6 protein-coding genes are annotated in these 13,168 nt (G+C 65.8%); 5 read left to right on the top strand and 1 reads right to left on the bottom strand.

Annotation, left to right across the window (positions count from 1 at the left end; all coding sequences use genetic code 11):
* The first annotated feature begins 1,091 nt into the window (after positions 1-1,091).
* The 5 genes from ACWD3H_RS14225 to ACWD3H_RS14205 all read left to right on the top strand — a co-directional run bounded on the left by ACWD3H_RS14225 (position 1,092) and on the right by ACWD3H_RS14205 (position 11,822).
* A complete protein-coding gene (locus ACWD3H_RS14225; protein WP_355551263.1) occupies positions 1,092-1,667 on the top strand; it encodes an RNA polymerase sigma factor in 576 nt (191 codons plus the stop codon).
* Positions 1,660-2,598 carry a hypothetical protein gene (locus ACWD3H_RS14220; RefSeq protein WP_451955239.1) on the top strand — a complete coding sequence of 313 codons (939 nt, stop codon included), beginning with the start codon at positions 1,660-1,662 and terminating at the stop codon, positions 2,596-2,598. Before ACWD3H_RS14225 ends, ACWD3H_RS14220 begins: the two co-directional genes overlap by 8 nt.
* Before the next feature lie 984 nt (positions 2,599-3,582).
* Positions 3,583-6,615 (top strand): hypothetical protein, encoded by a 3,033-nt coding sequence (locus ACWD3H_RS14215; protein ID WP_451955238.1) that lies wholly within the window; start codon positions 3,583-3,585, stop codon positions 6,613-6,615.
* A 127-nt stretch (positions 6,616-6,742) separates the two neighbouring features.
* On the top strand, positions 6,743-9,886 hold the full coding sequence (locus ACWD3H_RS14210) for a hypothetical protein (RefSeq protein ID WP_451955237.1): 3,144 nt from the start codon (positions 6,743-6,745) through the stop codon (positions 9,884-9,886).
* A 193-nt stretch (positions 9,887-10,079) separates the two neighbouring features.
* Positions 10,080-11,822, top strand: a complete 1,743-nt coding sequence (locus ACWD3H_RS14205) for a hypothetical protein (RefSeq protein WP_451955236.1) — start codon at positions 10,080-10,082, stop codon at positions 11,820-11,822.
* Positions 11,823-12,088: 266 nt separating this feature from the next.
* On the opposite strand, the gene ACWD3H_RS14200 is transcribed toward ACWD3H_RS14205, so the two are convergent.
* A complete protein-coding gene (locus ACWD3H_RS14200; RefSeq protein WP_451955235.1) occupies positions 12,089-13,057 on the bottom strand; it encodes a GlxA family transcriptional regulator in 969 nt (322 codons plus the stop codon).
* Positions 13,058-13,168 lie beyond the last annotated feature (111 nt).

The raw sequence follows: 13,168 nt of genomic DNA, 5'->3' as shown, positions 1-13,168 counted from the left end.
TGGCTACCGCTCCCGAAGGCGGCGGACCGGATAGCCGAGGGCGCCGGTGATGACGGGGCAGGCATCTCCAGGAGTTGCTGACGGACGGCGGCGCCGCGGGCGGCGGCCGCTGGAATGCCGATCTTGTTGGGAAGGGCAGAGAGACGGTCGGGACGGCAGGGTCGGCCCGCTCGGCGGCCGGGAACAGCCGGCGAGAGGCCCGGTTGGTGGCGGTGTTCATGTTGTCGCGAGCCGCGATGTAGTCCAGCAGCTGGATCGTCGGGATCAAGCGCCGCACGCCCCTCACTGGAACCGGTCAGCCGGAGCATTGAGCAGCCGCGCGTACCACCTCGCGTCGTGCTGGCTGACCTTCCGAATGAACATCGAACACCGGGATGTGTAACTCGCCTAGGCGAGATGACGATGGGAGTTCTCCGGCGGTGACGGGGAGCGCTTTTTCCGCCTTCCTGCGCTGCCGGTGTGGAGGAGGCCGGTCCCGGGCTCGCCTACGATCTGGACGGTGCTGGTGGCCGTCTACGCCCGTCCTGACGTGTGGGCGCACCCACGTGTCCAAGCCGCCCTCCATGAGCAGGCGCCTGCCTGCCCTTCGGAGCCGGTATGCAGCACGGGCCGCTCACCTGAGGTGTCCCCGCAAAGGAAGAACGTCCCACCCGCCCCGTCACCGGCAATCGCCTCCAGGGCATCACCTGATCGCAGCCTGATCACTTCGACGTGCTCGGTGCGGGAGACGTCGAAGTCGAACGGCCATGTCAGTGACTCGGCGGCCGCCGGAGTGCGGTGGATGAGGCCAAGAAGGAAACGGCAAAGCGCTGACAGTCACTGCGGGGCTTAAAGATCCTTCAGGCCATGCATCGTCAATAGTGGAACAGTCGAAGGCCGGTGCAGGCGAGCGCGATCTGGCGCTCCCGGCAGGCGTCATGGTGGCTCAATCGCCCCAGTGAAGGTCTGACCACGGCTCTCGATGGTTCCGCCGCCGAGCCGGCGCAGCGTGTCGGCTGGTGACCTCGCACGGCTACCGTGGCGGGAACCGCAGGGGGCTCATCGGGCTAGTAACCGGTGTATCGACAACATCGAAACGCGGAAGGCCACGTGTGAGCACCCCCGACGTCATTCCTGAAGAGTGGGATGAAGCGTTGCTGAGGCCTCGGTCGCTTGACGACCCCGGCTACTTCGACGACCTCTTTCGCCGGCATGCACCGCCGATCCACCGCTACGCCGCTCGGCGGCTAGGCAGCCACCTCGCCGACGACATCGTCGCCGCGACCTTCCACCAGGCGCTCAAGCACCGCCACAGCTACGACCCTGCCCGCGGGGACACGTTGTCGTGGCTGTGGACTATCGCCACCAACCTGATACGCCGTCACCACCGTTCAGAGGCACGGCTTTACCGCGCGCTCGCTCGTACGGGCGTCGACCCCGTCATCGAGGGCCACGCCGACCGCGTCGTCGACCAGGTCACTGCGGCGACTGTGACTCCACACCTGGCCAAAGCCCTGGCGGGACTGCGCAAGGTAGATCGCGATCTGTTGTTGCTGGTCGCCTGGGGCGAACTGACGTACCAGCAGGTCGCCGACGTGCTGGACGTCCCCGTGGGTACGGTCCGCTCGCGGCTGAACAGGACCCGCGCCAAGCTGCGCAAAGCTCTGGGAGAAGTGTCAAATGGATGAGATGAAGCTGCTCCAGCAGATGCGGGCCGAGATGCCTACGCCCGATCCTGACGCTCTGGCAGTGGCTGTCGGCTGGCGATCGGAGCACCCCGCAGAGCCGCGCCGCTCGAACCGCTGGCGCTCACCCGTGCTCACTCCAAACCTGAGCCGGGGGCTGATCGTCGGCGCTGTATTGACCGCAGTGCTGGCAGCGGTTCTAGCGATCGGCCCGAGCGTCGTGCCCGGTAGGTCGGGCAGCGCGACCTCCTACGCCAACTCCGCCATCGAGATCGAGAAGCAGAACGACTACTGGGTGGCCAAGATCAAGGACCCTCTCGCCGACCATGAGCGCTATGCCGAGGGGTTCAGAGCGGTGGGCCTGGAGGTGCGGCTGAGCCTCGTTCCGGCGTCCCCGGCAGATGTCGGGCGTTTGGTTTGGCTCGATGCGGACAAGACGGAGACCAGCCCGCCGCAGGGAGGTGATGGAACACCAACACCTCGCGTCCACACGGACATCTCAGCGGGTAACGAGCCGTCCGGTTGCCAGATCGGGCAGGGGGACTGCCGCCTTGCCGTACGCATCTCCGAAGATTTCCACGGGGCTGTGTCGGGTGAGTTGGGCCGGTCCGCGCAGCAGGGAGAGCCCTACCGATACCCAACTCTCGCCACAGACCCGGGTGAGGTACTCCAAGGCGTCGATGCGCACGAGCGGCCTGTGGCTGAGGTCCTCGACGAGGTCAAGAAGCGAGATCTTCAGGTCGTGTACGAACGGGTGACCTCCCATGACGAGGGGCCGTCCAACTACATCGGGCAGCAGCGCTACAACCTGACATTCGCGCCCATCGATGCCAGCGAGGTCGGGCCGAACTGGGTCGTCTGGCAAGCGCGGTCGATTCAAGACGGCGTGATTCAACTGCAGGTCTCGCCCGAAAAGCTTGAGCCGTTGCCGTAATCGACAAGCCGGTGACAGGTGGTACTCCACCCGTCACCGGCCCATTCGCGGTTTCCACCACCTGATCACACGTCGTCACCGATCACTCGTCCGACACCGCCGGAGGTCTCCGAGCAAACCCCATATCGTCGCAGCTCTCCGTGATCCGGCGCCTGGGCGGGTGCCGGGTCGACGCCTGCTGCCTGTCTGTCCGTGGCTATTTCCGACCAGCACAACGATGAACTAAAGATGAACTAAAAGGGAGCATCCAAGTTCTCATAAGTCCCTCATAAGCGATTTGAGTGACGCTTCGATCATTCGATCAGGCCTGCATTCAGGAAGTGTCATGAGACACGTACGGCCTCCTGCCGACATCTGCAGTCAACCGAGCAGCGTGGCAGTGATCACTGCCGGTGGGAACGTCACGGGCACCTCCTCTCCTGGATGTGGATGGACTCACGCGCTGCTGACGGAGAAGCCGCACCAGATGGGTGTGAATCGAATACGACATGGGATGACATCGGCCCCCGCCACGCCGGTGACGACACGCGCCGGCCGACGATGCCGAGTCCGTCACCTCCGCGTGCTGGGCACGGAGCATCTGCTCTGGAAACCCATATGACGACCTCGTAGCGGCAGCTCGCCTCCCCAGCAGTCTCCGTGCCGGATAACGAAGAAACCTGGGCCGGCCGTCGACCAGGTGTGTCACCACGCACGGCTTCGCGGAAGGCCGTAGCCCCGAGCTCTCGCGGCGCGACCTCGGACAGGTGGCCTCCCCATCGCCGAGTTCACTCCGGCCGGACTCCCCCGGCCGACATCTATGCGAGAGGACCCTCAGTGAGGTCGAGATGGAGAAAAATTGACCACCCACAACGTCGGGGACGGGTGTCCCGGCTGAGCCGGCTGGTCACGACGGTGATGACCGTCGTGCTCACCACGAGCCTGACACATGCAACGTTCGCCCCCCCTGTGTACGCCGATCCGTCGCCGGCGCAACAGGAGGCTTTGAACACCAGGCTGCACGCGACGGCCACGCACCTCAAGAGCCCGAAGCCGTACAGGGACAGTCTGCTCAGCGAGTATCTGGGGACACTCGCGCTCACCTCGCCGGGGCTGACCGAGGAGCAGTATCTCAGCCGGCTTCAGGCCGCCTCGGAACAGATTGACCAGAAACTCGGCTCGGAGGCCGACGCGAAGGACAGCGTGGACCTCATGTCCAGGATCGCCGAGGTGGGCGCGCGGGTTCCGGGAATGGAGGGGGTCGCCGCCACCGTCAAGAATGCGCTGCGCGACCTGGTCATCTCGCCGATCTCGCGGTACGACACCTGGTCGGACGCGCTCGCCGCGCAGCGGTACACCGACCAGGAGACCTCCATTCTCCTGGACGAGGTGAGCCTCGCCGGTGCGGGCCGGATCCGGAAGGTGGCGCTGGACCTGGGTGTGGATCACCCCGCGGTGCGGGTCTGGAACTCCCAGGTCGGTGTCCGATCCGGTATCACCGCCGGTGCGACGACCGCGGATTTCCTGGCGGACGCCGAGCTCAACGAGGTGGTCGGGCTCAGCGAGATTCTCAAGTACTCCCCGGGCGACCCCAGATGGCAGCAGGAGGTCGACAAGAGGCTGGGCGTCCTGCTGGCGGCGAACAACAAGATCATCAAGGACGCGGTCGAGGCGATCGACGAGTTGCAGAGCACGTACGACGGCGCGTTCCTCTGGAGCACCTCCGCTCCCGCGGAACCGCCCTGCGCGCCCGGAGCCGCCATCCGCACGGATGCCCTGGCCGACTGCAAGTCCGCCTTCGAACGGGCGCAGGAGAGCGCCGGGCAACGCGGAAAGTACATCAAGCACGTCGAGCAGGGACTCAAAGGGCTCGTCAGCGTCGTGGACTTCGCCGACAAGGAGAGCGGCAGGAGGGTGAAGTACCTCGGCGAGGCGGCCATCAAGGTCGCGAGCGCCATCAACGACTATCTCCCGAAGATCGCCGGGAAGGGATTGCAGGACGCCATCTTCTCCCTGGGGTCGGTGGTGCTCACCGGGAACATCCTCGGTGCGATCGGAGCCCTGCTCCCGCTCTTCCAGGCCGGTCAGCCGAGCATAGAGATGCAGATCCTGACCGAGCTCGGCAAGCTCCGCCAGGAGGTGGTCACACTCCAGACCGTCATGTACAAGCAGTTCGACGCCGTGAACAAGAATCTCAACGTCATCTACACCGAGATGCTGGGCAAGTTCGACGAGGTCCTGAAACTGCAGCAGGTGTCGATCGCCCAGCTCACCCAGATCCAGGGACAGCTCCACACCATCGAGCAGAAGGTGGACACCTGGTCGAGCGAGATCATCAGGTCCCTGCAGAACGGCGCCCTGCAGGAGGCCCGCACGGCGCTCAACCGGCACCTGAGGCGGTCAAGCGGTAAGCCCGTCGCGTCGTTCGCCGAATACGACGAGGCTGAGAAATGGGTTCATTTCGCTGGGGTGTCGCAGGCGCGGGAGGTTCCGTTCGTGCCTGGCAAGGGCAGCTACCCCACCCATGAAAACGACCCGGTGGCCGTGCTGGATCTGTATGAGGAGACCGGTGGTGCGACCGGGTTCTTGACCTGGTACGGCAACCGTAGGTACGGATGGCCCGCCAGCGTGTCGGCCGGTGACGCCGAGAAGATCCCCAACGCCGCGGTCTGGCTGTCGATGGCCACCGGCTACCGCCAGCTCGCCGCGGAAAACCCCGCCTACGCCGCTCAGATGAATCCCCAGCGCACCGCCGACCTCGTCGCCGCCGGCCTCGACATCGACGCCGCCGTCGGCGCACTGAGCAGGCCCGCCTCCACTCCCAACCCCGACGGGTCCCACACCAACAAGCTCTACACCGGGCTCGTCGAGGACTACAAGAACGCCGCCACCGACTTCAACGCGGCTCTGCTGCCATTGCAGAAACAGGCCGTCGACAACAAGGACTACAAGCTCTTCGGCACCGCCGACCAGGCCATCGCCACCCAGCCCGCACCTCCCAACACCGTGCCGTTCTGCACCGGCAGCTCCGGGCAGGGCCCGATCCTCAACCTCCAACGGCCCGCCAACGTCACCTACAGCGGCAACGCCATCCCCATGGCCCGATACGCCCTCCCCGAAGGCTCCCGGCCCACCCTGGGCTACTGCCACCAGGTCGCCTTCACCGACGACCCCATCACCTCGACCCTGTCGGTCACCATGCACCTGCGCATCACCTGGCCCAGCGCCTCCGGCCAGCCCCCGAACCCGCCCCAGACGCTGCGCACCTGGACCAAGACCTGGGAGGTGCCCGGCGTCTGCCGCAGACCCGATTCCAGTCCCGAACCCCCGTCGGCCTGCAACCCCAGCCAGTACTACCTTGATCGCTGGGTCAGTGGCGGCTATCAGCAGTCCTTCGCCGAAACCGCCACCCTCACCGAATACCCCGAGCCCCAGCAGGCCGTTCGCACCCAGGTCGCCCGGTTCCTGACCGGGCGGCAAAAGGGCTACTACGACGCCGTCGTCACCGAGCTGACCACCCCCGGCAAGCCTCTCTTCCAGGCCAACGCCGACCTCACCACCGCCCTGCGCCTGCTGCAGGCCTACACCGCGGCCGGGTTCCCCACCGCTCTCAACGACGACGAACTCCTGCAGGTCCTGTTGCACGGCGCCGAACGCCTGCCCGCCGACACCCCCGGCGACACCACCATCACCACCATCTTCCGCACGGCGCAAAGCGCCTACAACTCCTGCGTCGCCACTTCCGACACGGCCTGCGCCGCCACTCTCAACCCCTTCGCCGGCCAGCAGCACGCCTGGCTGACCAACTGTCTGACCTGGTACAAGAACCAGTTGCCCGTCGCCCGGTGGAGCCAGGACCCGCTGGCCAACACCATCACGGCCTTCGCCTACCACACCGCCGACGCCCTGCGCCTGCGCTACGACCACCACTCCAAGAACCTCAAACAAAACAGCTACACCGAAACCCTCGCCCCCGTCACCACCGCCCACAAACTCCTCGAAACCTACGACACCGTGATTCACACCCCCACTCCATGACCGGCTGACAGCACAGACAACACCAGGCACGCGGTCCGGGGAACGATGGGCGGAGTCATCGGTACCCGTTCTCCCGGCCTGCGGCATAGGCGGATCCGTCATCGGCGGATCCGAAGGAGGATGATCGGTGAGATCGAGCAGAACCCGTGGCGGGTCGGCGGTAGCCCGTCTGGCCAGGGCGATAAGGGTGGTTCTTCCCCTCGTGCTGACAGCGTCGCTGCTGCACGGAACACTCGCGGCGCCCGCGCACGCCGGGCTGTCCCTTGACGGCCAGCAGCGGATCGACACCGTCTTGCACGCGGCCACGATGCGTCTACGCAGTCCGCAGCTTTTCAAGGACGTCGTGCTCAGCCTGCTCCATGTGGCTGAGGTCACCCGCAACCCCGCCGCGAGCGAGGAGCACTACACCCAGGCCATCAAAGCGTCCGAGACCGGAATCGGCGCGAAGCTGGACCGCGCCTATCCCGGAGCCGGCCATGAGGTCGACGCCCTCGTCCGGATCGGCGCCTTGGCGGAGTCCGACCCGGAGTATCGCGAGATCGGTGTGGTGCTGAACGGACTGGTGAACGAACTACCCGCCTCCCCGCAGCGATACGACGACTGGCGGCAGTCCCTCTCCAGCCAGAGGTCCGCCGACGCCGAGGCGGCCGTCGTTCTGCGGGGGCTGAACGAGAAGGCGGCGGCGGCGATCCGGGAGCTGAGCGCGCAGCGGGGTGCCGACCACCCCGCCGTCAGGGCGTGGAACGCCGAGATCGGTGCCGACTCCGGCATCACCGCGAGCGCCACGACCGACGAGCTGCTGCAGAGCTCGCCCCTGAAGGACGCCGTCGACCTTCAAGCAATCATGAAATTCCCGCAGAGCGACCCGAAGCATAAAGAAGAAGTCATCAAGCAGATGAACCAGTTGCTGGCCAAGAGCAACGAGAGCGTCAAGCAGACGGTGAAGGACATCGAGGTTCTGCACAACGGAAGCGACGGCGCCTTCCTCTGGGTCACCTACGCGCCTGCCGCACCACCCAGTGCCTACGACCTGGCGGCGGAACGCGCCAAGACGCGGCAGGAGAGCATCAACGCGGCAGGGGAGGGGCTCAGGCTTCTGACCTCGATCCTCGGGCTGACCAATCCCAAGGAGGCGCAGAAGATGGCCGCCGTCTGTGACGGGGTCATCAAGGTCGCCACCGCCGTCAACGAATACCTCCCCAAGATCGCCGGCAAGGGCTGGCGGGAGGCGGTCTTCTCAACCGGGACGGCGGATCTCGCCAAGACCGTCATCACCACGGTCGTCGCCCTGCTCCCGCTCTTCCAGGCCGGTCAGCCCAGTCCCGAGGAGATGATCCTCAAGCAGGTCGGCGAGCTCCGTCAGCAGGTGGCGGGCCTGCACAACGCGATGAACGAGCAGTTCGCCCGGGTGAACAAGAATCTCAACGTCATCTACACCGAGATGCTGGGCAAGTTCGACGAGGTCCTGAAACTGGAGCAGGTGTCGATCGCCCAGCTCACCCAGATCCAGGGACAGCTCCACACCATCGAGCAGAAGGTGGACACCTGGTCGAGCGAGATCATCAAGTCCCTGCAGAACGAGCAGCTCAAGAATGTCCGGGTGGCGCTGAGCCAGCATCTCCGGTATCGCGAGACCCATCAGCAGCCGATCCCGACCGTGGGAGAGTTCGACAGCACGATGAACCTGGTTCATTTCGCTGGGGTGTCGCAGGCGCGGGAGGTTCCGTTCGTGCCTGGCAAGGGCAGCTACCCCACCCATGAAAACGACCCGGTGGCCGTGCTGGATCTGTATGAGGAGACCGGTGGTGCGACCGGGTTCTTGACCTGGTACGGCAACCGTAGGTACGGATGGCCCGCCAGCGTGTCGGCCGGTGACGCCGAGAAGATCCCCAACGCCGCGGTCTGGCTGTCGATGGCCACCGGCTACCGCCAGCTCGCCGCGGAAAACCCCGCCTACGCCGCTCAGATGAATCCCCAGCGCACCGCCGACCTCGTCGCCGCCGGCCTCGACATCGACGCCGCCGTCGGCGCACTGAGCAGGCCCGCCTCCACTCCCAACCCCGACGGGTCCCACACCAACAAGCTCTACACCGGGCTCGTCGAGGACTACAAGAACGCCGCCACCGACTTCAACGCGGCTCTGCTGCCATTGCAGAAACAGGCCGTCGACAACAAGGACTACAAGCTCTTCGGCACCGCCGACCAGGCCATCGCCACCCAGCCCGCACCTCCCAACACCGTGCCGTTCTGCACCGGCAGCTCCGGGCAGGGCCCGATCCTCAACCTCCAACGGCCCGCCAACGTCACCTACAGCGGCAACGCCATCCCCATGGCCCGATACGCCCTCCCCGAAGGCTCCCGGCCCACCCTGGGCTACTGCCACCAGGTCGCCTTCACCGACGACCCCATCACCTCGACCCTGTCGGTCACCATGCACCTGCGCATCACCTGGCCCAGCGCCTCCGGCCAGCCCCCGAACCCGCCCCAGACGCTGCGCACCTGGACCAAGACCTGGGAGGTGCCCGGCGTCTGCCGCAGACCCGATTCCAGTCCCGAACCCCCGTCGGCCTGCAACCCCAGCCAGTACTACCTTGATCGCTGGGTCAGTGGCGGCTATCAGCAGTCCTTCGCCGAAACCGCCACCCTCACCGAATACCCCGAGCCCCAGCAGGCCGTTCGCACCCAGGTCGCCCGGTTCCTGACCGGGCGGCAAAAGGGCTACTACGACGCCGTCGTCACCGAGCTGACCACCCCCGGCAAGCCTCTCTTCCAGGCCAACGCCGACCTCACCACCGCCCTGCGCCTGCTGCAGGCCTACACCGCGGCCGGGTTCCCCACCGCTCTCAACGACGACGAACTCCTGCAGGTCCTGTTGCACGGCGCCGAACGCCTGCCCGCCGACACCCCCGGCGACACCACCATCACCACCATCTTCCGCACGGCGCAAAGCGCCTACAACTCCTGCGTCGCCACTTCCGACACGGCCTGCGCCGCCACTCTCAACCCCTTCGCCGGCCAGCAGCACGCCTGGCTGACCAACTGTCTGACCTGGTACAAGAACCAGTTGCCCGTCGCCCGGTGGAGCCAGGACCCGCTGGCCAACACCATCACGGCCTTCGCCTACCACACCGCCGACGCCCTGCGCCTGCGCTACGACCACCACTCCAAGAACCTCAAACAAAACAGCTACACCGAAACCCTCGCCCCCGTCACCACCGCCCACAAACTCCTCGAAACCTACGACACCATGACCCGTCCCTCCGCCCGATGAAAGAGACCGGACGGAGCCCCTGGATGGAACCCGTCCACATGACAACCCGGATGCGCGGTCCGTGGCCTTCATTCGCCCCACCGACGTCTGTTCCCCATCTCATCCCGTCCAGGGAGTCAGAGGAATGACCATGCGAAGAGGAACCAATGCCCTGCGAGCGGCGAGCGTGCTGTGTGCGCTCCTGCTCCTCCCGATGGCGCCACCGGCGCAGGCCGCCGGAGGCACACTCGCCAACGCGCCGGCGCTGACCGTATCTGCGGGGAACCTCGCGGATACGGTCAAGGAGCCGGAGCCGGGGACAAAGAAAAAGGAGAAGGCGAAGAAAAAGGAGAAGTTCACGCCCTACACGCCGAACGAGCTCGACCGCGCCCAACTCCCCGACCTGTCGGGCACGCGGAAGGTCGAACCACCGAAGATGCGGCGGCTGGACCGGACTCCCGACGGCTTCCTCAACCTCCCGCAGCAGCCCGCCGCCGCACCCACCACTGACCCGGGAACCAACACGGTGGTGGGAAAACTCGAGGAGGCGATCCTGGAGGCGGGAGGACGGATCCGCGTCAAGGGATGGGCCGCGAACAGCGCCTACCCCGCCAAGACCGTCCAAGTGATCGGCGGCACATCAGGACAGGCGCAGGTCACAAGCTGGGCCAACACCCCGAGGCCGGGCACCCCCTACGGCGACGCGCACGGGTTCAACTTCGACGTCCAGATCCCACCGACCAGAGGGCTGCACCAGGTTTGCGTATCGGCGTTCTACACCACCACCAAGGTCACCAACCTCGGATGCATCGAGTTCGACTCCCGGGCGTTCGGCGCCGTCGAGTACCGGATTCCTCTCGCGGTCGTCGCATCGGGCGCGTACTCCGTGATCGGCGGCTGGATGATCGACCCTTATACCGCCGGTCCCGCGACATTCAGCGGATTCCGGGACAAGCAAGAGTTTTTCCGCGGCTATAGTGCCCCCCTGCCGCGCCCCGACATCGCCCAGGCTTTCCCCACGTTCGGCCCCAATCATGGCTGGGAAGTGTGGATCAAGCATGACGGACTCGAAGGCACCCCCAGTGAGCTCTGTGTGAACGCCGACTCTGGAGGGGTGGGGAAACAGCTTGGCTGCATGACCCAGAACTCCCGGCACGATCCGTTCGGGGCGCTGGACGAAGTGCGCTGGCAGGGCGAGAACATCCTGGTCAAGGGCTGGGCGATCGACCCCGACACCCGCTCGCCGGTAGACGTCTCGATCTTCGCGGACGGCAAGCTGGTCAAGACGGCCCCAGCCTTCCAGCTCCGTACCGACATCCGTGATGTCCATCCGGAGTATGGCGATTCCCGCGGGTTCGAGACGACGATTCCCGCCGCCTTCGATGACCAGAAGATCACCGTCAAGCCGACGAACATCGGCCGTGCCGGTCCTCTCGGAGGCAAGGTGGAGTGGAAGATGAACTACGACGGCTCCTCTGGGCCGTGCCGCTGTATCGGGGAGAACTTCGAGGCGGGCTCGTACGACAAGACCGCCTACTCTTCGTGGGGCGTCGACCATTCCATGTGGATCACCTCGGACAAGTCCCATGTGGTGTCGGGAACCTTCTCGGCCTACGGTCAGAGCCTGCCCGGCGGGGAGTGGACGGAGTTCCTGATCTCGAACAGGACCAAGCTGAAGCTGAAGCGCTCGACGACCTACACGGTGACCTACCGGTACCGGATTCTCGGGCCTGCGAACTCCCAGGTCGAGCACTACTTCCTGGCGCGGACCACCAACGGTGGATATAGCAACGACTGGTGGGGCGGGATGTTGACCGATTCCACCGGCTCCGGGGTGAAAAGCAGATCGGTGACGTTCACCACCGGTGCGTTCGATGACTATTACCTCATCTGGGGCATCCATAACAGCGGCGCCATGACGGTCGACAACATTGTGATCAACGGCCCGGTGGGCTGACGATCCACACCGTCTCAGCGGCATCGGACCACCGGCCGGCCGGACCGTAGCCGCTGGGCAGTGATCTCCACGGGTCACGCGCCCGCGGAGATCACTGCCATGTGCTTCGCGCCCGCTCAGCAAACGATGATCGAGTTCCACTCCACGACCCCGTCCGATCGCTTGATCGGACGGGATTTCGCGTTTTCCACGTCTTGAGGCCGCTGGACGGGTTCCTGCCCCAGCCGGCAGTCTCGGGCAGCTCGGCGCTCTGGCCGTCAGAGTGATCAGTCGACACGACGGAAGGCCGCGCGGTAGTCCCTCGGGCGTCGTCCGGTGTGCTTGGCGAAGAGGGCAGCGAACGTGCTGGGGTCCTTGTATCCGACCGCGGCGGAGATGCCGGCGACGGTTCGGTTCGTGGTCTCAAGGAGGTGGCGGGCGCGACGGACACGCGACGACTGCAGGTACTCCAGCGGGCTCTGGCCGGTCTCGTCCGCGAAGCGCCGCAGCAGCGTTCGAGTGCTGACCTTGAACGTGTCCGACAAAGCGGCGAGGTCGTATCGGGCGGCAAGGTTTTGGTCGAGCCGTCGCATGACCTTGTGGGAGAACTCGTTTCCGGGCTGCGGAAGAAATTGCGCGTCAACGTATGGAGTCTGGGACGATCGCGCATCGTCGACGAGCGCCACCCGTGCGGTTGTCCGTGCCACGCCGGCACCGCTGTGTTGGCGGATCAGATCCAGCGCGAAGTCGTACATGGCACTGAAGGCCGCCGTTGTCGTCACCCCCGTGTCGGTGACGACCAGACGCTCAGGTCGGACGTCAGCGTCCGGACAGCGTCGAGCCAGTTCGTCCGCGAGGAGCCAGGCCGTCGTAGCACGGCGTCGGTTGAGGAGTCCAGCCTCGGCGAGCAGGAACGCACCGACACAGATCGAGACGACGACAGTGCCCGCAGCGGCGTGTGAGCGGATCGCCGCAATTTCAGGGGCGAGGGGTGCGAGCTTCGCGTCCACGTCGAGGCCCGGCACGAGCTCGAACCCTGGCACGACAAGGACGTCTACCTCGCGCAGCGGTGAGACGTCCAACGCCGCACCACCCGATGCGGCGACACGACGACGAGGCGAAACGATCGACACCTCGTATCCGGAGCTGTCCGGTCCGGCAACGTGCGTGGCCATCGTCAAGAGATCGGGTACGCCGAACACCTCGGACGCGAAGCAGCCTGGATAGGCCAGGACACCAACCCGCAGCGCGCTCACGCTCGCCTCCTCACCACCGGCTTCTGGCGAGATTACCCGCATACATGGCGACCTGGCCTCTCACCTTGTGCTGGGGCATCGGTCCACGCTGTCACCATGAGCGCTGCCAGC

The sequence above is a fragment of the Streptosporangium sp. NPDC002607 genome (assembly GCF_053592655.1).
This window is presented reverse-complemented; position numbering and strand designations above follow the sequence as displayed.